The sequence below is a fragment of the Haemophilus sp. HN_Hi10 genome (assembly GCF_049821985.1).
Taxonomy (GTDB): Bacteria; Pseudomonadota; Gammaproteobacteria; order Enterobacterales; family Pasteurellaceae; genus Haemophilus; species Haemophilus influenzae_D.
In genome coordinates this window covers 1,285,611-1,306,978 of sequence record NZ_CP187495.1, presented here as the reverse complement: position 1 = coordinate 1,306,978, position 21,368 = coordinate 1,285,611, and the positions used below count along the sequence as shown (strand labels likewise).

Here is a 21,368-nt window from a genome sequence, read left to right as displayed (position 1 = left end):
CTATGATTACCCAAGATTTCACAAAACCTATTGACTCTGCTACGGTGCTACAAAAAATCGTCTTAGACAAAGCACAATGGGTTAAAGCAAAAGAAAAGGAATTTCCCCTTTCTCAGTTTAAACAAAACATTCAAAAATCTGACCGCTCTTTTTATGATGCATTAGCAAAAGGCACGCATCAAAAGCCCACTTATATTTTGGAATGTAAAAAAGCCTCTCCTTCTAAGGGGTTAATTCGTGCTGAATTTAATTTGGAAGAAATCGCCAATGTCTATAAACATTATGCCTCTGCGGTATCTGTTCTGACAGATGAAAAATACTTCCAAGGGAATTTTGAGTTCTTGCCTTTAGTTCGCGATATCGTGAGCCAACCTGTTCTTTGCAAAGATTTTATGATCAGCGAATATCAGGTTTACCTTGCTCGCTACTATCAAGCTGATGCGATTTTATTAATGCTTTCCGTGGTAAATGATGAAACTTATCGTGTGCTGGCAGATCTTGCACATTCTCTTGGCATGGGCGTATTGACAGAAACCAGCAATGAAGAAGAATTTGAACGTGCTCTTAGGCTTGGTGCGAAAATTATCGGTGTCAATAACCGTAATTTGCATGATTTAACTGTGGATTTAAATCGTGTTGTTGAACTCACTGAAAAATACGCCGACCGAATCCCTGCTGATGTACGTATTATTAGCGAATCAGGCATTTACAATCACAAGCAAATTCGTCAATTACAAAAAGTGGCGCATGGTTTCTTAATTGGGAGCAGCTTAATGGGCAACCAAGATTTGAATAATGCAGTTCGCTCAGTGATTTTTGGAGAAAATAAAGTATGCGGTTTAACACGCGCGCAAGATGTCAAAATCGTTTACGAAAATGGTGCGCTTTACGGTGGATTAATCTTCGTAGAACATTCAAAACGTTGTGTGAGTTTACGCCAAGCGCAAGAATTGGTAACCGCTGCTCCACTTCGATTTGTTGGTGTTTTTCAGAATCAAGAAATTGACTTTATCGTAAAAATAGCCAACCAGTTACAGCTTTATGCGGTGCAATTACATGGTGTAGAAACTGAAGCATTTATTACCGCACTTCGCCAGCAGCTACCAAAAAACACGCAAATCTGGAAAGCGATTTCTGTCAATATTGAAACCCAAAGTGCGATCGATTTTACCGATGATTTGAATGTGGATCGTTATATTTTTGATAGCCAAACAGCGAACCAGCAAGGTGGCACAGGAAAAACCTTTGATTGGTCATTAATTCCCGAACATCTTAAGCACAAGATTATTTTAGCTGGCGGTATCTCGCCAAATAACGTAGAACAAGCCATTCAACAAAATTGCTTAGGCTTGGATATTAATTCTGGAGTAGAAAGTTCTGCGGGCGTCAAAGATCAAGAAAAAGTGCGGTTAGTTTTTAATAATATTTATTAATTTTAATAACATAGAAATCACTAAATAATCTGAAATGTGCAACTATTGATCCAGATCGTAATAATTTATTCTACCTAATAGTAAAATAAATCTATATTTCAGCTTAAATGCCAATAGGAATAAAAATATTATGTGTTTAGGCGTTCCGGGTCAAATTGTCAAAATTGATGAAAATTATCTTCAACTTGCCACAGTGGATGTATGTGGCGTACAACGTGAAGTAAATATTTCACTAGTCTGTACGGGAAATCTAGCCGATTTACTTGGCAAATGGGTGCTTGTTCATGTGGGCTTTGCAATGAGTGTTATTGATGAAGATGAAGCTAAGAAAACCCAAGAGGCTCTGCTCGCAATGAGCCAACTCGAACATGAAGTTGGAGATTTTTTAGGATTAAATCAGAAATAAAAAAGTAGGCATAATGCCTACTTTTTATATTTAGCTATAACCCCTCAATCGCTTTATACTGCTCTTGGATTTTTTCTAATCCAGATTGGTATTCCGCTTGTTTTTCGCGTTCTTTCGCAATCACTGCTTCAGGTGCTTTAGCCACAAAAGCTTCATTGCTAAGTTTATTCTCGATGCGTTTAACTTCGTTTTGATATTTTTCAATCTCTTTGGTTAAACGTGCAAGCTCAGCTTCTTTATTGATAAACCCAGCCATTGGCACAAGCAATTCAGCGTTTCCAACAAGTTTTGCTACCGCAAGTGGTGCAGTTTCATTTGCCGCTAACACTTGAACGTTGTCTAATTTCGCCATTGCTTTTAAAAGAGCGGTCTGTTTTTCAAGAATTTTTGCATTCTCTGCACTTAAATTACGGAATAACAGATCTAAGCCTTTGCTTGGTGCGATATTGCTTTCTGCACGGATATTACGTACCGCAACGATCACTTCTTTTAACCACTCAATTTCAGCTTCTGCTTCTGGATCAAAGCCGTTTTCTTCCACTTGTGGGAAAGGTTGTAACATAATGCTGTCAGCCGTAATGCCGACAAAGCCTTTCACTTTTTGCCAAATTTCTTCGGTAATAAATGGAATTAGTGGATGGGCTAAACGTAATAATTTTTCTAGCACATGAACCAAAGTTTGGCTTGCTGCACGGATTTGTGCGGCATTGCCGTTGGCAAATACTGGTTTAGTCAATTCCAAATACCAGTCGCAGAATTGGTTCCAGGTAAATTCATAAATCGCATTGGCACACAGGTCAAAACGATATTGGCTTAATGAGCTACGGAAAGTTTCCACTGTGCGATTGAATTCCGATTGAATCCAACGATCGGCTAATGAAAACTCGATCTCGCCTTCGCTTAAATCTAATTTGTCATTCGTTAATACGAAACGGCTTGCATTCCATAATTTATTACAGAAGTTGCGGTAGCCTTCTAAACGTTTCATATCCCAGTTGATATCACGACCGTTTGAAGCCAACGCAGCTAATGTGAAACGCAATGCGTCTGTACCGTGAGCAGCAATACCGTCCGTAAATTCTTTACGGGTTGCTTTGGCAATTTTCTCTGCCAATTGCGGCTGCATCATGTTGCCAGTGCGTTTTTCAAGTAAATCTTCAAGGCTGATACCGTCAATCATATCGATTGGATCAAGCACGTTACCTTTCGATTTCGACATTTTTTGACCTTGTTCATCACGGATCAAGCCTGTTACATACACCGTTTTGAATGGCACTTGTGGTTTGCTGTTTTCATCTTTTACGAAATGCATCGTAAACATAATCATACGTGCAACCCAGAAGAAGATGATATCGAAGCCAGTGATTAACACATCCGTAGGGTGGAACATTTTGAGTTCTTTAGTTTGCTCAGGCCAACCTAAAGTGGAGAAAGTCCATAAGCCTGATGAGAACCAAGTATCTAACACGTCTTCATCTTGTTTAAGTTCAACCGCAGAATCTAAGTTGTATTTTGACCGCACTTCTTCTTCGTTACGCGCGACATACACATTGCCTTCCACGTCATACCACGCTGGAATACGGTGTCCCCACCAAAGTTGGCGAGAGATGCACCAATCTTGAATATCACGCATCCAAGAGAAGTAAAGGTTTTCATATTGTTTTGGCACGAATTGGATTTCGCCGTCTTCTACCGCTTTAATCGCTACATCAGCAAGCGGTTTCACGCTCACATACCATTGGTCGGTTAACATCGGCTCAATCGGTACACCGCCACGGTCGCCATAAGGTACTTTCAAATCGTGTGGTTTAATTTCGTCTAATAAACCTAGTGCTTCAAAATCTGCCACGATTTTTTTACGTGCAGCAAAACGCTCTAAACCACGGTAATCCGTAGGAATAGTCGCTTCATATCCTGCAAGTGGTTTGCCATCAGTACCAATAATTTCCGCTTCATCACGAATATCTGCGTTTAAGGTTAATACATTGACCATCGGCAAGCTGTGACGTTTACCCACTTCGTAGTCGTTAAAGTCGTGCGCAGGCGTAATTTTCACCACACCAGTACCGAATTCACGATCCACATATTCATCCGCAATAATCGGAATTTCACGGTTTGCAAGCGGTAGAATTACCGTCTTACCTTGCAAATCTTTGTAGCGTTCATCTTCAGGATGCACCGCCACTGCCGTATCGCCCAACATGGTTTCTGGACGCGTAGTTGCGACCACTAAATAATCTTTACCATCTGCCGTTTTTGCACCGTTTGCTAACGGATAGCGGAAATGCCAAAGGGAGCCTTTGCTCTCTTTATTTTCCACTTCTAAATCAGAAATCGCGGTGTGAAGTTTTGGATCCCAGTTTACTAAGCGTTTGCCACGGTAAATCAAACCTTCTTCGTGCAAACGAACGAACACTTCTTTTACGGCGTTAGATAAACCATCGTCCATAGTGAAACGCTCACGTTCCCAGTCGATTGAGTTACCTAAACGACGCATTTGTTGGCTGATTGTGCCACCAGAATAGGCTTTCCAATCCCAGATTTTGTTGATGAAGGCTTCACGACCATAATCATGGCGTGTTTTACCTTCTTCAGCCGCAATTTTACGTTCCACCACCATTTGAGTCGCAATACCGGCATGGTCTGTCCCCGCTTGCCATAAGGTGTTATGCCCTTCCATACGGTTAAAACGAATGAGCGTATCCATCAAAGTTTGCTGGAACGCATGCCCCATGTGTAGGGAGCCTGTTACGTTCGGTGGCGGAATTGCAATGCAATAGCTCGGCACATTTTCATTTTCAGACGGTTTAAAATAACCGCTTTCTTCCCAATGTTGATAAAGGGCTTGTTCTACCGCAGACGGATTAAAACGGTCTGCCATTTCGAATTTTTGTGTCATTGTTTTTCTCTTTTTGTAAAACTTATACTGTTATATATTTGTAATAACTATACAGGATATATATCAGCATTATTTTTCATTAAATTTTCTAATTCATTAATTTTATCTAAACAAGATATATCAGATGCAATATAAGTTTGATCATAATTAGATATATAAATAAAACTTTTTAATTCACTTGGAATATTTTCTAGCATATTTTCTATGATTTTCTTACTTGAAGAATCACCATCGTCCCAAATTACAACATCGCACTCTTGATTCCATCTTTCCTTGCTAGTTCTATCTGCAAATGCTCCAGCACTTAAATTACTACTACCAATTATTGAAATTAAAGGAAGATTTTGTTTTCTTGCTATAAAAATTTTTGCATGGGAATTTGGCTTAAATTTATAAAAATTAGTTGAACAACTTGAGTTCTGATAATAGTTTTTCAGATTACTACAGAACTGGTTAAATTGTTTATTCCATGTTCCTCTATATAAACCATATATATCTATGTTAACTATTCGAGTAGAATTAAGTGTACTTATTATCTCTGAACTAGTACTAAATTTATTTTCCTGAAAAAATGCACTACATAAGACATATTTATCAAAATAACTATTGTTCAATGTAGATAAAATAATGTTTCTAAAAAAATTCGGTTGTGCATCCTTTCTTAAAAAAATAGCAAATTTATACATTATAATCTCATCGTCACTTATTTTAGTTTACTAACCTAATTTCAATCACCCAAAACTCACTTTCATTGGGATAAATTGTTTTAATCACTTCTCGCAATTCAGCCAAACCCATATTCTCCTGCTTCGCATGTTGCTCCGTCAGTTCATCAAGGGTAATCGGTGAAACACTTAACACTTCAATAGTGCAGAAATATTGATTATCTTCAAACCGCCCCACTCGTAAAATATCGCCTGCTTTAAAATGGCTTTCGGATTTATCTCGAATGGTGATGGTTTTACGCCCCGCGAGAATATCCGCTTCAAAACGTTGGTAAAAAGTGATGTCGTTTGGTTGCATTTTGATCCTTAAAGAGCGGTTAGGTTTTAGAAAGTTTTTACAAATCCTAGATTTCTCAAATTATTCAATATTTTTTCACACCAACTTGGTAAAAATTCACTAAATTGAGTAATACAGTTATCTTTTAGTTGAAAAATCAATTCAGGCGCAATGCTAGAATTATCATAAATAAAAATTTCATCACAATATGGCAAAACAAGAAATAAATTATCTAAACTAATTTGGTAACGATTTTTTACAACATCTTCAGCAATAAAATGACCGCCAGATTTAACTCTTGCCTTAACACGTGCAAGATTTATTTCAACGCTATTAACGCCAATATAATTTAAATGTACATAAAAGCCATTTTCTTTCGCCGTTTTCATTCTTTGAATAATTGAATTACCTGAAAGTGTCGATTCCATGGAAAAATCAATATGTTGCTTAATAGCAAAACGAAATAGCCCTATCGCTTTTCTGCCTGCATCAATATCAGCAAGTCTTGGATTCTGAGGATTAATCTGCATTGCAATATGATCAGAATCAATCACAATTTGCACAGCATCTTGGTTAAAAGAACGTAAAGTACTTTTTCCCGAACCATTTGTTCCACAATAAAAAATCGCTTTATTTTGCATAACCCACAATTTTTTCCGAACCATCAGGATAATGCTCGACTATCTTGCCATCAGTTTTTTGAAAGGTAACCACCTCGTGATTCATTTTTTCTTTCATCCAAACTGAAAATAACGCTTTAAGTTGTTTCTGTTGTTGAATAATTTTCTCACGTTCAGTCATCAATTATCCTCTTTAATTAATTCAAAACCTACTGCTCAATACTCAAAATTGAAAGCGTTGATAAAAGGTAATGTCATTCATTTATTAACCCACGTTTTCAGTAGAAAGATTCCAACCTTGCAGACGTAATTGTTTATAACGTTCTCGGGCTTGTGTTTTTAACGCATCATCTTTCGGTACAAAATCAATAAGTTGGGTAAAACTGTGGCTAAAATCTGGAATTTCTTGTTGCAAATTAATTAACATATCACGACGTTGTAAATTTCGTTTTCCAAGCCACGATATCTCAATCGGTGTAGGATATTGCGTTGCCTCACCCGATAAATTATGTGGAACAAATTCATTAGGATCTCGTTGCCACAAAAGTTCATCAATTTCTAATGCTTGGCTCTCACTTTCGCAACTAATTAGTACTTTTTTCCCTGAACGCCATATTGAGGCAGCAAGATTACAGGCTATTTCTTCGACAGTTAAAGTACAATTTTCAGTAAGAATATAAAATTGTGCAGTTTTTGCCATTTTTTGCCCCGTTATTTTCTCAATCTAGCCCCATACAAAGTTTAGGATTCTAACGAAAAAACCTTGGAAGATAAATAATTAAATAGATATTATTAAAAACGTCTGAAAATCCACCGCACTTTTATGATCTATGTCACAAAACTGATTTTTAACGTTTTTGTTACGTTCCACTAATAACTCGGAAGTGTTAAAATCACTTGAGTTTTAATTTTCATTCAATTCATAGGAGTATAGAATGGCATTTCGTATTGAAAAAGACACAATGGGTGAAGTTCAAGTTCCAGCAGATAAATACTGGGCTGCACAAACTGAACGTTCACGCAATAACTTTAAAATCGGTCCTGCCGCATCAATGCCACATGAAATTATCGAAGCTTTTGGCTATTTGAAAAAAGCAGCTGCATTTGCTAATCATGATTTAGGTGTATTACCTCTTGAAAAACGTGATTTAATTGCAAAGGCTTGTGATGAAATTTTAGCAAATAAATTAGATGATCAATTCCCACTCGTTATTTGGCAAACTGGTTCTGGTACACAATCCAATATGAATGTGAACGAAGTGGTTGCAAATCGTGCGCATGTGTTAAACGGTGGCAAATTAGGTGAAAAATCTATTATTCACCCAAATGATGATGTGAACAAATCACAATCTTCAAATGATACTTTCCCAACGGCAATGCACATTGCAGCATATAAAAAAGTAGTTGAGCACACTATTCCTTGTGTTGAACGTTTACAAAAAACTTTTGCGGCAAAATCTGAAGCCTTCAAAAACGTGGTAAAAATTGGCCGCACTCACTTAATGGATGCAACGCCACTCACATTAGGTCAAGAATTTTCAGCTTATGCTGCTCAATTAGATTTCGGTTTAAAAGCATTAAAAAATACTCTTCCACATTTAAGTCAATTAGCGTTGGGTGGCACTGCGGTTGGTACAGGTTTGAACACGCCGAAAGGCTATGATGTGAAAGTGGCAGATTACATTGCGAAATTCACTGCCCTCCCTTTTGTTACTGCAGATAATAAATTTGAAGCATTAGCAGCACACGATGCGATTGTTGAAACTCACGGTGCATTACGTCAATTAGCAATGAGTTTATTTAAAATTGCGAACGATATTCGTCTATTAGCATCAGGCCCTCGTTCAGGAATTGGCGAAATTTTAATTCCTGAAAATGAACCGGGTTCTTCAATTATGCCGGGTAAAGTAAATCCAACTCAATGTGAAGCGATGACAATGGTTTGCGCACAAGTATTTGGTAATGACACCACCATCGCATTTGTGGGTTCGCAAGGTCACTTCCAATTAAATGTGTTCAACCCTGTGATGATTGCAAACTTCTTACAATCCGCTCAATTATTGGGAGATGCTTGCGTATCTTTCGATGAACACTGTGCAGTGGGTATTGAACCAAACTATCCACGCATTAAACAACAACTTGAAAATTCATTAATGTTGGTGACCGCACTTAATACGCATATTGGCTATGAAAACGCAGCTAAAATTGCAAAAACGGCGCACAAAAATGGCACAACATTGCGTGAAGAAGCAATTAATTTAGGCTTAGTTTCTGCCGAAGATTTTGATAAATGGGTTCGCCCAGAAGATATGGTGGGTAGCCTAAAATAATTCACCGCATAAATTAACATCAGTAATATTAAAGGCGAGTAAAATTACTCGCCTTTTTACTCGTTTTTCATTTGTTTTTTGATGCGGTTTGTTATAATCAACACAATTTTATTCACGGCAATTTATTATGAAAATGAAATCCCTTTTTGTGGCAATGATAACGTTTTTTTCTGCCGCACCTTTTGCCCATTGGCAACCCATCGGAAATGCCGAATACACTTGGGGGCCGTTCCATGTTTATACCATTGGTTTATTTTCTGAAACTGGCACTTATCAAGAAAATGAACGTCCATTAATGCTCTCTTTCAAATATGAAAAACCCATTGAAGGAAAAAATTTTGCGATTACCCTGATTAAAGAAATTGAAACCTTAAAACTTAATGATGGCGATACTCAAAGCTGGCTAAAAGAAATGCAAGCGACCTTTCCTGATTTTTCCCCAAACGATATTTTGAACTATATTGCCTTACCCGATAAAGGTTACTTTGTATTAAATGATACTGTTTTGGAACACGATTTTGATGCTAAATTTAATCAAGCATTTATCGGCATTTGGCTTGCACCGAATAGCACTTTTGTAAAACTTCAGCCACAATTATTAGGCAAAACGAAAAGCAATCATGAAGCGGCGGAATTTTATCTCAAACCTGAAATTGAATCCTTTGATGAACAAGAGTCAATGCCTGAGTTGCCGCCACATTATTTATTAGATAGTCAAAAAAACTCTCAAAGCTAAAATTTATCTTTCATCCATCTGTTAAAACGTAAAAAATACCTGTTTCCAAATAAATTTTATAATCAAGGAAACAGGTATTTATACATTATGGCTTGTTAAAATTTTTCCCAAACTGGGATAACGCCCCCAACTAAATCTAAATTTTTTCCTAACTCAATCCAGCCACAAGGGAAATGAAAATCGGAGCCAACGGATCCCAGCAGATCAAATTCTTTTGCCCAACGAGCAAGCATTTGACGTTGATCTTTTGTCTGACCACAATCCGCCATTTCCATGCCATCACCGCCCCAAGCCTTAAAATCGGTTATCAGCTTACGCACCCATTTCCCCGTCATGTTATAACGTAACGGATGGGCAATAACGGCTATACCGCCTGCGGCATGGATTATATCAATCGCCGTGGGAATATCTGTCCATTCTGCTTTGACAAATGCTGGTTTTCCTTGCCCTAAATAGCGTTTAAAGGCCTGACCATCATTAGATACCTTACCAATCTGCACCAAATAACGCGCGTAATGAGCACGCGTCACTTCGCCATTGGCTAAAGCTTTCGCACCTTCATAAGCATTAGGAATACCTGCTTTTTCTAATTTATCGCCAATTTCCACCGCTCTTTTTTCACGTAATGCTTTTTGGCTTTGCAAAAGTGCGGTCATTTTGGGATGAGTTTTATCGAAGTTTAATCCTACAATATGGATCCCTCGCCCTTCCCAATTTGTGGAAATTTCTACTCCAGTAATTAATTCAATGCCTACTTCTTTAGCTGCTATCTGTGCTTCATCAATACCTGCAATCGTATCGTGATCGCATAATGCCAACACGTTCACGCCTTGCGCATAAGCACGCTGGACTAATTCAGTTGGACTTAATACCCCATCTGATGCGGTGCTGTGACAATGTAAGTCGTATTTTTTTGTCATTATTTAATATTTTTTACTAAATCTTTTACTAATTTTGGACCGTGATAAATCAATCCTGAATAAACTTGCAACAACTCGGCACCAGCCTCAATTTTCTCTTGCGCATTTTGCAACCCATCAATGCCACCGCTACCAATAATGGGAATCTGACCTTTCAGTTCTTGATGTAATCGCTTAATAACCTCTGTACTTTTATGCTGTAACGGCTTTCCACTTAATCCGCCTTGCTGCTCCGCATTTTTCATCCCCATAACCGTATCACGAGAAACCGTGGTATTCGTTGCAATAACCCCATCCATTTTATGACGAAGCAACGTATCCGCAATTTGCACTAATTCGCTTTCTGTTAAATCTGGTGCAATTTTTACCGCAATCGGCACATATTTATTATATTGGTTTGCCAAAATAGCCTGACGATCCTTGATGCTTCGCAATAAGTCATCGAAATAATCACCATATTGTAACTGACGCAAATCTGGTGTATTGGGGGATGAAATATTCACCGTAATGTAACCTGCGTAGTTATAGGCTTTGTTCAAACAGAAAATATAATCATCTTTGCCTTGTTCTAAAGGCGTGAATTTATTTTTACCAATATTGATACCAATCACGCCTTTATAACGGGCGTTTTTCACATTTTCTATAAGATAGTCTATGCCATTATTATTAAAGCCATTACGGTTAATAATGCCTTCAGCTTCAATTAAACGAAACTGACGTGGCTTTACATTCCCATCTTGTGCAACGGGCGTAACAGTTCCTACTTCGAGAAAACCGAAACCCAATACACCGAAACCATCAATCGCATCACCATTTTTATCCGCCCCAGCCGCCAATCCAATAGGATTAGGAAAATTCACACCCATTACTGTTTTCGGAAAGCCTTTGGGAGCATGAATAAGAGATTTTAAGATCGGTTGAAATAAAGGATTACCAGCTAATTTCAAGCATTGAATCGTGAAATTATGAGCCTTTTCAGCATCCATTTGGAAAATGCCGTGACGGAATAATTGATACATACTCGTTTATCTCTCAGGATAGTTTACTGTAAGAAAAGTGCGGTTAATTTTCACCGCACTTTAAGGGAAAGATTGTTCGTATTCTACGAGGAACAAAGATGATGTGCAAATAATAAAGAAATATAGAAATAATTAAGGAAAAATATTGCAAAATTAAGCTCTACACGAGCATTAATACATTTTAATTATGTATAAAAAAACCGCAATTAACACGGCTAGTTTTATTTTTATGGTGCCTAGGGTCGGACTCGAACCGACACGTTTATTCAACGGCGGATTTTGAATCCGCTGCGTCTACCAATTTCGCCACCCAGGCTTAATGGGGTTGAATTATACGTATATATAAGAATGTGACAAGCAAAATTTATTAAAAATAATCCATTTGTTTTAAAAATAAGCAAGAATTTTCTGTTTTCTAAAAATATCGCCAAACAAATGCAATAATTAAAATGCACAACATAATTAAAATTTGAGCTAAACGTTTTTTTGTTAATTTTTCAGCTGCCATAATGCTTTACTCTTCTTAATCTGACTAATTAGTGGTAGAATATTTGCGTTAGATCAATTTTACACTATTTTTTCAATATTTGAGGCGTACATGAAAAATTTCGTTGCAGAAGCTAAATCAGGGCGCAAAATTCAATCAGGCGGTTGTGCAATTCATTGTCAGGATTGCAGTATTAGTGAGCTTTGTATTCCTTTTACCTTAAATGAACAAGAATTAGATCAGCTTGATAATATCATAGAGAGAAAAAAACCGATTCAAAAGTCTCAAGTATTGTTTAAAGCAGGAGATTCTCTCAATTCAATTTATGCTATTCGTTCTGGCACAATAAAAAGCTATACGATTAGTGAATCTGGCGAAGAACAAATTACTTCATTTCATTTGCCCGGTGACCTAATTGGTTTTGATGCCATTACTCAAATGCAACATCCTAGTTTTGCGCAAGCTCTAGAAACGGCTATGGTATGTGAAATTCCTTTTGATATTTTAGATGATTTGGCAGGAAAAATGCCAAAATTACGCCAACAAATTTTACGTTTGATGAGCAGTGAAATCAAAAGTGATCAAGAAATGATTTTATTGCTATCTAAAATGAATGCAGAAGAACGTTTGGCTGCTTTTATTCATAATCTTTCTAAACGCTATTCTGCTCGAGGTTTTTCAGCAAAAGAATTTCGTTTAACGATGACACGTGGCGATATTGGCAATTATCTAGGTTTAACAGTAGAAACCATCAGCCGCTTATTAGGTCGCTTTCAAAAACTCGGTGTTATTAGCGTACAAGGCAAATATATTACAATCAATGATTTAAATGGTTTAATTGAATTAACCGGTACGAATAAAACAAAAATTACATTAGTTGAATAAATTTAAGGCGTGAGTATCACGCCTTTTTTATTTTTTATAAAATAAAGTTGTAAATCAATTATACACTGCAGAAATAAAAATAATTCATTATAAATTAAAGAAATTTTTACAGAAAAAATTATTTTAATTTTTTGGCTGAAACTACTACGGTAACTACTACAAACTTGCTTGGTATACAGCCTGATACAACAAATCTGTTTTATCATATAATTAGGCTTGTTATTGAACTATTTAGCACTTGAATAAATTTTTGACGGTGATATAAGATGGATGGGAGTTATTTTGAACGTCACTATAAAAGAAAAATAGAAAATAGGCAATGCTGTAAAAGTAGTCATATGTGGTTTGCTAAAATAACGGGGAAAGTGTTTACATTCGTAGTAGAAAATACAAAATCAGAAACGTTAATTCTCGTGATTATAAAGAAAATCAAGCTTGATAGCTGGGGTTGTATGATATTTGGTTGTAATTATTACTCTCTTAATACAATAGAATTTAATTCACAAATTAGTTAATTATTCTATGTTATTTGCCGTGAAATAAAATCATATTAATAAAATAGAAATTTTTTAGAATCAAACTAAGCGATTACTCCGAAAATATAATGAAATCTACCAAAATATTTTTCTTTATTCTTGAAAATGTAAGTTTCAGTTTAGTACATAAAAAGAGCTGTTAAAATACTGAAAAACAGTGTGATATTTACAAGCCCTAGTCTAAGCTTTTTTAGTTCCACTGGAAATATTACGTGCTGATATCTGACTGGATAACATCTGTTTTAGCTGACTTTCTTTTTAATTCTTGCTCAATAAAATCATCTTCACAGTTTACACTAGCTTTTTTACGAGCTAATATCAACTTGCTCCCTTTAATTTTTGGCTTAAAATTTAATGTAATTTTCTTTGTAACTAACACTCCAAAAAAATCTGCATCAAACTCGAGCTTGATGCAGATAATTTATTTATTGGCTATGAATATAAAATTAATCACCTAATTGAACAGGCTCAACTTTCCAAATTCTATCTGAGTACTCTTTAATCGTGCGGTCAGACGAGAAGAAGCCCATATTCACGATATTTTGGATGGTGCTTTCAATCCATTGGTCGCGTTGTTTATATTTTTCATCTATGGCTTTTTGAGTTTCTACATAACTGCGGAAATCAGCAAAAGCTTGATAATAATCGTGGTATTGCAAGCCTTGTAATAGTTGATGATAACGCTGAGGATCTTCTGGTGAGAATTTACCTTCAATAATTTGATCCACAACTGTGCGTAATTGAGCATCATTCTGGTAGTATTCAAATGATCGATACCCTTCTCGACGAAGTTGTTCCACTTGTTCCACAGTGTTACCGAAAATAAAGATGTTATCTTCACCCACGTTTTCCAAGATCTCCACGTTTGCACCGTCAAGTGTACCGAGTGTCAATGCGCCATTTAAGGCAAATTTCATATTACTAGTTCCAGAAGCCTCTGTGCCTGCAAGGGAGATTTGCTCTGAAATATCTGCTGCTGGAATGATAAGCTGTGCAAGGCTTACGCTGTAATTTGGAATAAACACTACTTTCAAGCGGCCTTTCAAACGTTCATCGTTGTTGATTACATTTGCCACATCATTGATTAAGTGAATGGTTTGTTTCGCCGCATAATAAGCTGAAGCCGCTTTACCTGCTAGAATAAATACGCGAGGTTGCCAATCTTTTTCAGGGTTGGCAAGCATTTCATTGTAGCGAGCGATAATATGCAACACGTTCAACATTTGGCGTTTGTATTCGTGAATACGTTTTACTTGAACATCAAATAAAGCGTGCGGATCAAGCTCTACCCCTAACTCGCGTTTTACGTATTCCGCCAATTTCACTTTATTAGCAAATTTAATGTCAGCGACAGCCTCTTTAAATGCTTTTTCTTGTGCGAACGGTTTGAGTTTTTCGATTTGGCTTAAATCGCAACGCCATTCTGAGCCGATATATTTATCAAACAATGCGGCTAATTGTGGGTTCGCCACGGCTAACCAACGACGCGGTGTGATACCGTTTGTTACGTTGGTAAAGCGTTCTGGGAAAATACGAGCGAAATCTGCAAAGGTTGAAGTCACCATTAAATCGGAATGGATTTCAGCAACCCCGTTGATTTTGTGTGAACCTACCACGGATAGCCAGCCCATACGCACTTTGCGTTGGTAGCCTTCTTCGATAAGAGAAACACGGCGGATAAAATCGTTGTCAGTCGTCACATAAGTGCGGACATATTCTAAGAAGTGATCGTTAATTTCAAAAATCATCTGTAAATGACGCGGTAAGATTTTCGCCATCATTTCCACTGGCCAAGTTTCTAATGCTTCTGACATAAGGGTATGGCAAGTATAAGAGAAAATGTTACGCGTCATCTCCCACGCTTTTTTCCATTCAAAACCTTCATCATCCACTAAAATACGCATTAATTCAGGAATCGCTAACGCTGGGTGGGTATCGTTTAAGTGAATCGCCACTTTATCCGCCAAGTTTTCAAGGCTATCGTGGGTGCGTTTGTGACGGCGTAAAATATCTTGAAGTGATGCAGAGACTAAGAAATACTCTTGACGTAAACGCAATTCGCGACCATTCCACGTAGAATCATCAGGGTAAAGCACGCGTGATAAGTTTTTATTTGCGGAGTGTTCTTCTAATGCGGCTAAATGTTCGCCACGGTTGAAGTCGGCAAGGTTAAACACTTCCCCTGCGTGTGCCGACCATAAACGTAATGTCGCAGCAGAATTATTTTGATAACCTGGAATCATTTGATCGTAAGCAAGTGCGGTCACTTTTTCGGTATCTTGCCAAATACATTTTTTGCCTTCGAAATGAATGTTTCCGCCAAATTCTATAGTAAAACGTTTTGATGGACGAATAAATTCCCAAGGCGCTCCTTTTTCAAGCCACGCATCTGGGCGTTCTACTTGCTGACCGTTTTCAATTTTTTGGCGGAACATACCATATTCATAACGAATACCGTAGCCCATACCTGGTAAACCAAGGGTTGCAATAGAATCCATAAAGCACGCCGCTAGACGACCTAAACCGCCATTACCCAAGCCTGGATCTACTTCTTTTTCTAAAACTTCTTCTAAATCCACATTTAATTCAGAAAGTGCTTCCTGTGCTAATCCATAAATGCCTTCTGCAATCATTGCATTAGAAAGCGTACGCCCGATTAAAAATTCCATTGAAAGGTAGTAAACACGGCGAGAATCTTCTGCTCGAGTTTGGCGAGCAGTAGTGATCCAACCCTCTGTTACTAAATCACGCACAGCGTGGAGTGTTGCATTTAGCCAATCGCGTTGGCTGGCTTCACGTGGAGAGCGACCGATTAAGAAAATGAGTTTGTAAACGATTGATTTTTTAATCGCTTCAACGGTCATTTCAGGACGATTATATTGGAATGGAGAATCAAAGTTATCCATTATCATAGGTAAAACCTCTATTAGAATGCTAAGAAATGATTAACGTAGGGTGTATGAATTTTCAAAATTTACGCACGTTTGCAAAAATCAATCAAAATTTGACCGCTCTTTGAGTGCGTGAATGTTGTTCACACAGCCTACAAAAGTAGTTCGAATTTTATGCTTATCTTTGTAAAAAACAAGCACAATCACACCGCTTGCAAAAGATTCTTACACAAGCGGTGTGATTGTTAAGAAAGTTTACGAATAAAACTACAAGCGTTCATAAAGCGTTCTATATTGCTCTGCAGCCTTACGCCAGCTGAAGTCTTGTTCCATTGCGTCCGTGCGAACCATCGCCCACGCACGCAGTTTTTGCCATAAGGCAAAGGCGCGTTGCAAGCAATGGCGGAGAGCTTCAGGCGTTGCACTTTCAAACACAAAACCTGTTGCAGTGCGAGCTTTGATACTTTCTGAAGTGCTATCCACCACCGTATCTGCCAAACCCCCCGTTTTACGAACAAGTGGAAGTGTGCCATATTGCAAACCATAAAGTTGGGTTAAGCCACAAGGCTCGAAACGGCTTGGCACTAAAATCACATCGCCACCTGCGACCATTAAATGTGAAAGGGCTTCATCATAGCCGATTTTTACCGCAATATTTTCTGGATATTGGGCGGCAAGATCGCGAATGCCTTGTTCCAAGTGCGGTGCACCAGAGCCTAAAATCATCAACTGTCCGCCTTGTTTGACGATTTCGTCTGCACTTTCGATTAATAAATCGACACCTTTTTGCTCGGTTAAACGGGTCACCATCACAAATGCCAAGGCAGATTTATCTTGTGGCAAATTGAAATACGCTTGCAATTCAGCTTTGTTTTTCTTTTTGCCTGCCATATATTTCAGTTTGTAATGGTGCGGAATGTATTGATCCACGTTCGGATGCCAAATATTTTCGTCCACGCCGTTTAAAATCCCCACCAAACGACCTTGAGCTTTTAAGCCAGAAAGCAAGCCTTGCAAACCATAGGCAAATTCAGGTGTCGTGATTTCTTCTGCATAAGTTGGGCTTACCGCCGTGCTTGCATCAGAATAGAACAAGCCTGATTTTAAATAAGAAATTTGCCCGAATAACTCCAAACCGTCCACATTAAACATTCCCGCAGGCAAACCAATTTCGTATAAATGATGATAAGAAAATTGCCCTTGATATGCCAAGTTATGAATAGTGAACACCGATTTCGCAGGGCGGCCTTTGTTGAACAGATATGCTGCACATAAGCCAGCGTGCCAATCGTGAGCGTGTACCACTTCTGCACGCCACCAGCTGTCTAAACCAGTGGCTAATTCTGCCCCCACCCAACCGAGCAAAGCAAAACGTTTGTAATTGTCACCGTAGTCATTGTAATAGGCATTGTGGTAAGGATTGCCTTCGCGACCGTATAAGTGCGGTGCGTCAATCAAATAGATCCCGACACCGTTATATTCTCCATAACGCAACACCACGTGCCCAGCGAAGTTGTCAAATTCGGCAACCACTTGGGTATTCGGAATACCTGCTGTAATTGCAGGATAAGCAGGCAATAAAACGCGAGCATCCAACCCGATTTGGTTTTGTGCTTGGGGTAACGCCCCTAAAACATCGGCAAGCCCGCCTGTTTTTAATAGCGGATAGAGTTCCGAGCAAACATGTAGTATTTTCATTGAGTTCTTTATTTTCCCTATAAATATGAATAACGCTCGATCAGCCCCTCTCTTTGCTAAAGAGGGGTTTCAGAAAGTGCGGTCAATTTTGACCGCATTTTTCCTAACTAATCTAAATGCCCATCTTCTTCAATCTCGTGTCCCTCAAGTTTCTTTAGCATTTTCGGGGTTACAAGAATGACTTTGCCTGTTGAGCTAATACGGAAGCGTTTTTTATCTTCTTCTATATCCACACCAATTTGCATACCATCAGGAATTTCGCATTCACGATCGATAATACAATTTTTCAACACACAATTTTTGCCGATTTTAACTTGTGGTAACACCACGCAGTGATCCACTTTTGAAAATGCGTCAATTTTAATGTGGTCGAATAACACAGAATTGCTGATCGAAGCATCGGTAATCACACAACCGCCGCCGATAAGTGAGTTATCCACTGGATGCATATTGGAGTGTTTGTAGAAAAATTTTGATGGATAAGCCTGAATAGGATTACCACGAATTGGCCAGTTTTGGTCATAAATATCTAATTGTGGATTTTCAGAGACTAAATCGATATTGGATTGCCAGAAACTATCAAGCGTCCCTACATCACGCCAGTAAATTTCGCCTTCGGTGTTGCGTCCCATACAAGAACGGCTGAATGGGTGAGCATAAAGCGTGCCTTCTTCTAAACATTTTGGCAACACATCTTTACCGAAATCGTGGCTAGTTTGTGGGGTATTAACTTCCTGCTCAAGCATTTTATAAAGATAATCAGCATCAAATACATAAATCCCCATTGAGGCAAGCGAAACATCAGGTTTGCCCACCATGACTGGCGGATCTTTCGGTTTTTCCACAAAGGCTTTCACTTTCAAGTTTTCGTTTACTGCCATCACACCAAATTCGTGAGCCTCAGAACGTGGCACTTCAATGCAACCAACGGTACATTTCGCCCCACTATTGACGTGATCCATTAACATCACACTGTAATCTTGTTTGTAAATATGGTCGCCTGCTAAGATCAAAATATATTTCGGGCGATAGTGATTTTTAATAATAGCCATATTTTGATATACCGCATCCGCCGTGCCACGATACCAAGTAGAATCGTCAATTTGCTGACGAGCTGGCAACATATCGACAAATTCCCCTCTCTCTTGTGGCAAAAAAGACCAGCCTGTTTGCAAATGACGAAGCAAGGAGTGTGCCGCATATTGGGTTACTACGCCAATACGGTTTAAACCTGAGTTAATGCAGTTAGAAAGTGCGAAATCGATAATGCGACGATTACCACCAAAATAAAGAGCTGGTTTTGCACGTTTATCTGTCAATTCGTGTAAACGTGAACCACGTCCACCTGCGAGAACAAGCACCAAAGTGTTTTTAACTAAATCATATTTGTTAAGGTCGCCATATTTCATAAGGATCTCCATAGTCTTATTGTTATTCGTCATTCAGCATACAAAAGCCCATTGAATAAATTTCGGCTTGTTGTGCTTCAAGGGTTACATTATGTGTACCGATTTGGGGCTTCCATTTCCCATTAGGCAAGTGAAACACCTGACCTTCGGCTTTGGCATTAATCAACAAAAGCCAACGATTATCTAAAACTACCTGTAATGCTTTGGTTTGTTGATTTTGCCAATCTTCAACTGTCATCGGTTCTCCTGCAATATTAAGCCATTGTACATTCTCATCCGACCACCATTGATCTTGGTTTAAACTGCCAATTTGCTTACGAAGTGCAATCGTTTGCTTGGTCAGTTCAAATAATGCTGTGTTAAATTCTGCCCATTTAAGCCAAGTAATCTCGTTATCTTGGCAATAGGCATTGTTATTACCATATTGGGTATTACCGAACTCATCGCCAGCCAATAACATAGGTGTACCATTTGCAAGCAATAAACTCATTAATAATCCGCTTTGTGCAAAAGTGCGGTTATTTTCCACCGCACTTTTTTGCGGCTCAGCAAGATTTTCAGTCGAACCCTCTATGCCGTGGTTGTAACTGTAATTTTCATTGCGACCATCACGATTTTCTTCGCCATTCGCTTCATTATGTTTTTGGTTGTAACTCACTAAATCTTTAAGCGTAAAACCATCGTGGGCAGTAATAAAATTAAGTGTAGTATGTGGCAAACGGTCATTTTTCTTAAATAAATCGCTAGAACCTGCAAAGCGTTCAGTAAATGCACCAATTTCGCCACTTTTCCACAGCCAGAAACGACATAAATCATCACGGAAGCGGTCGTTCCATTCGGCAAAATAACTTGGGAAATTGCCGACTTGATAACCGTAATGCCCAATATCCCAAGGCTCGGCAATCAATTTAATATTTTGTAAACTTGGCTCATTTTTAATATCTGTAAAAAGCTGAGCTGACGCGTTGAAATCAGGCGTATCACGCCCTAAAACAGAGGCTAAATCAAAACGAAAACCATCAACGTGGCATTGCTCCACCCAATAACGTAAACAATCCACCACCCATTTTCGCCCTACATCAGAGGATAAATTGAGCATATTGCCGCAGCCTGTCCAGTTAATGTAATGCCCGTTGTCGTTGCGCCAATAGTAAGTTTGATCATCAATACCACGCTGGCAGAATGTTGGATAAGTTTGCTCTGATTCTGCAGAATGGTTAAATACCACGTCTAAAATAACTTCAATACTCGCTTTGTGAAACTCCTTCACCATCGCTTTAAATTCAGCTAATGGATTATCTGTTGCCGCATATTTAGGTTCCACCGCAAACATAGCTAAGGGATTGTATCCCCAATAATTTTGTAAGCCTCGTGCCTGTAAGTGTGGTTCATTGATATGGAAATTGACAGGCAGCAACTCCACTGCAGTTATGCCTAACTCTTTCAAATACGCCAAGTTCACAGGATGAGCTAATCCCGCATAAGTACCACGCAACGCCGCGGGGATTTTCTCGTTTAACTGGCTAAACCCTTTAACATGTAATTCATACACAATAGTTTCAGCCCAAGGCGTATTGGGGGAGGAATCATTTTCCCAATCAAAATCTTCCGAAATCACAACCGCTCTTGGGGCAAGATGTGCGTTGTCGCGATTATCCGAAAGCAAGAACCAAGAACGACTTTCTTCGTTACTTAAATCAGGTTTACCATTCACGGCTTTCGCATAGGGATCGAGTATCAATTTCTGCGGATTGGCAAATTCGCCGTGAATACGAAAGCCATATTCCGTACCAGTTTTCACGCCAGTTACCGCCAAATGCCACACATTTCCAGTACGCACCATTGGCAAACGGGTTTCTTGGTTTTGTTCGTCAAAAAGGCAAAGTTCGATGCCTATTGCCGCAGCGGAAAACAGAGCGAAATTGGTAATTTGCACGTTGTTTTCGACCGCTTGTGAGTATCCCATTGGAATAGGATTGCCGTTGTTGTAGATTTTGAACATATTTTTATCGCTTTTGTAGGGGCAAATTACATTTGCCCAAAAACATCGGTGGTTTATCAGGGCGAATGTAATTCGCCCCTACAATTTATCTATTC

The 21,368-nt window shown here is 38.5% G+C and carries 18 protein-coding genes, 1 tRNA gene and 1 pseudogene; 6 read left to right on the top strand and 14 right to left on the bottom strand.

Annotated features, from left to right (window positions below; translation table 11 throughout):
• The first annotated feature begins 2 nt into the window (after positions 1-2).
• Positions 3-1,433 carry a bifunctional indole-3-glycerol-phosphate synthase TrpC/phosphoribosylanthranilate isomerase TrpF gene (trpCF, locus tag ACPT8Q_RS06435; protein ID WP_050949189.1) on the top strand — a complete coding sequence of 477 codons (1,431 nt, stop codon included), beginning with the start codon at positions 3-5 and terminating at the stop codon, positions 1,431-1,433.
• Between the two features lie 130 nt (positions 1,434-1,563).
• Positions 1,564-1,839 carry a hydrogenase maturation factor HybG gene (hybG, locus tag ACPT8Q_RS06430; RefSeq protein WP_050949188.1) on the top strand — a complete coding sequence of 92 codons (276 nt, stop codon included), beginning with the start codon at positions 1,564-1,566 and terminating at the stop codon, positions 1,837-1,839.
• Positions 1,840-1,873: 34 nt separating this feature from the next.
• Here hybG and valS read toward each other — a convergent pair whose 3' ends face one another.
• The 6 genes from valS to ACPT8Q_RS06400 all read right to left on the bottom strand — a co-directional run bounded on the left by valS (position 1,874) and on the right by ACPT8Q_RS06400 (position 7,060).
• Positions 1,874-4,738, bottom strand: a complete 2,865-nt coding sequence (gene valS / locus ACPT8Q_RS06425; protein ID WP_050949187.1) for a valine--tRNA ligase — start codon at positions 4,736-4,738, stop codon at positions 1,874-1,876.
• A gap of 47 nt (positions 4,739-4,785) precedes the next feature.
• On the bottom strand, positions 4,786-5,424 hold the full coding sequence (locus ACPT8Q_RS06420; RefSeq protein ID WP_050949186.1) for a phospholipase D-like domain-containing protein: 639 nt from the start codon (positions 5,422-5,424) through the stop codon (positions 4,786-4,788).
• A 22-nt stretch (positions 5,425-5,446) separates the two neighbouring features.
• On the bottom strand, positions 5,447-5,761 hold the full coding sequence (yqfB, locus tag ACPT8Q_RS06415; protein WP_050949185.1) for a N(4)-acetylcytidine aminohydrolase: 315 nt from the start codon (positions 5,759-5,761) through the stop codon (positions 5,447-5,449).
• 26 nt (positions 5,762-5,787) lie between these two features.
• Positions 5,788-6,381, bottom strand: coding sequence for a zeta toxin family protein (locus ACPT8Q_RS06410; RefSeq protein WP_050949184.1), 594 nt, complete (start codon positions 6,379-6,381; stop codon positions 5,788-5,790).
• Positions 6,371-6,541, bottom strand: coding sequence for a hypothetical protein (locus ACPT8Q_RS06405; RefSeq protein WP_011961939.1), 171 nt, complete (start codon positions 6,539-6,541; stop codon positions 6,371-6,373). Before ACPT8Q_RS06405 ends, ACPT8Q_RS06410 begins: the two co-directional genes overlap by 11 nt.
• An 84-nt stretch (positions 6,542-6,625) precedes the next feature.
• Positions 6,626-7,060, bottom strand: coding sequence for a DNA polymerase III subunit chi (locus tag ACPT8Q_RS06400; RefSeq protein ID WP_050949183.1), 435 nt, complete (start codon positions 7,058-7,060; stop codon positions 6,626-6,628).
• Positions 7,061-7,295: 235 nt separating this feature from the next.
• Between ACPT8Q_RS06400 and fumC the strand changes: the two genes are divergently transcribed.
• Both fumC and ACPT8Q_RS06390 read left to right on the top strand, forming a co-directional pair.
• Positions 7,296-8,690 carry a class II fumarate hydratase gene (gene fumC, locus ACPT8Q_RS06395; RefSeq protein ID WP_050949182.1) on the top strand — a complete coding sequence of 465 codons (1,395 nt, stop codon included), beginning with the start codon at positions 7,296-7,298 and terminating at the stop codon, positions 8,688-8,690.
• A gap of 127 nt (positions 8,691-8,817) precedes the next feature.
• The gene (locus ACPT8Q_RS06390; RefSeq protein WP_050847104.1) at positions 8,818-9,426 is read left to right on the top strand and encodes a chalcone isomerase family protein; all 609 of its coding nucleotides are present in this window, start codon (positions 8,818-8,820) and stop codon (positions 9,424-9,426) included.
• A gap of 95 nt (positions 9,427-9,521) precedes the next feature.
• On the opposite strand, the gene rnm is transcribed toward ACPT8Q_RS06390, so the two are convergent.
• From rnm to ACPT8Q_RS06375, 3 genes are all read right to left on the bottom strand, one after another.
• Positions 9,522-10,346: an RNase RNM gene (gene rnm, locus ACPT8Q_RS06385; protein ID WP_050949181.1), complete on the bottom strand. Its 825-nt coding sequence runs from the start codon at positions 10,344-10,346 to the stop codon at positions 9,522-9,524.
• The gene (gene pyrD, locus ACPT8Q_RS06380; protein WP_050949180.1) at positions 10,346-11,365 is read right to left on the bottom strand and encodes a quinone-dependent dihydroorotate dehydrogenase; all 1,020 of its coding nucleotides are present in this window, start codon (positions 11,363-11,365) and stop codon (positions 10,346-10,348) included. The genes rnm and pyrD overlap by 1 nt, the downstream gene beginning before the upstream one ends.
• Before the next feature lie 230 nt (positions 11,366-11,595).
• Positions 11,596-11,681: transfer RNA gene (locus ACPT8Q_RS06375), tRNA-Leu, on the bottom strand.
• Between the two features lie 282 nt (positions 11,682-11,963).
• On the opposite strand from ACPT8Q_RS06375, the gene fnr reads away from it, so the two are divergent.
• Positions 11,964-12,737: a fumarate/nitrate reduction transcriptional regulator Fnr gene (gene fnr / locus ACPT8Q_RS06370; RefSeq protein ID WP_050949179.1), complete on the top strand. Its 774-nt coding sequence runs from the start codon at positions 11,964-11,966 to the stop codon at positions 12,735-12,737.
• Between the two features lie 73 nt (positions 12,738-12,810).
• Positions 12,811-13,403: pseudogene (locus tag ACPT8Q_RS06365) on the top strand (IS1595 family transposase).
• Between the two features lie 78 nt (positions 13,404-13,481).
• On the opposite strand, the gene ACPT8Q_RS06360 reads toward ACPT8Q_RS06365, so the two are convergent.
• From ACPT8Q_RS06360 to glgX, 5 genes are all read right to left on the bottom strand, one after another.
• Positions 13,482-13,652: a DUF5384 family protein gene (locus ACPT8Q_RS06360; protein ID WP_154685861.1), complete on the bottom strand. Its 171-nt coding sequence runs from the start codon at positions 13,650-13,652 to the stop codon at positions 13,482-13,484.
• Positions 13,653-13,719: 67 nt separating this feature from the next.
• A complete protein-coding gene (locus ACPT8Q_RS06355; RefSeq protein ID WP_050949178.1) occupies positions 13,720-16,185 on the bottom strand; it encodes a glycogen/starch/alpha-glucan phosphorylase in 2,466 nt (821 codons plus the stop codon).
• 246 nt (positions 16,186-16,431) lie between these two features.
• Positions 16,432-17,862, bottom strand: a complete 1,431-nt coding sequence (gene glgA, locus ACPT8Q_RS06350; protein ID WP_050949177.1) for a glycogen synthase GlgA — start codon at positions 17,860-17,862, stop codon at positions 16,432-16,434.
• 107 nt (positions 17,863-17,969) lie between these two features.
• Positions 17,970-19,271 (bottom strand): glucose-1-phosphate adenylyltransferase, encoded by a 1,302-nt coding sequence (glgC, locus tag ACPT8Q_RS06345; RefSeq protein WP_050949176.1) that lies wholly within the window; start codon positions 19,269-19,271, stop codon positions 17,970-17,972.
• A 22-nt stretch (positions 19,272-19,293) separates the two neighbouring features.
• Positions 19,294-21,273 (bottom strand): glycogen debranching protein GlgX, encoded by a 1,980-nt coding sequence (glgX, locus tag ACPT8Q_RS06340; protein WP_061671206.1) that lies wholly within the window; start codon positions 21,271-21,273, stop codon positions 19,294-19,296.
• Between the last annotated feature and the right edge of the window lie 95 nt (positions 21,274-21,368).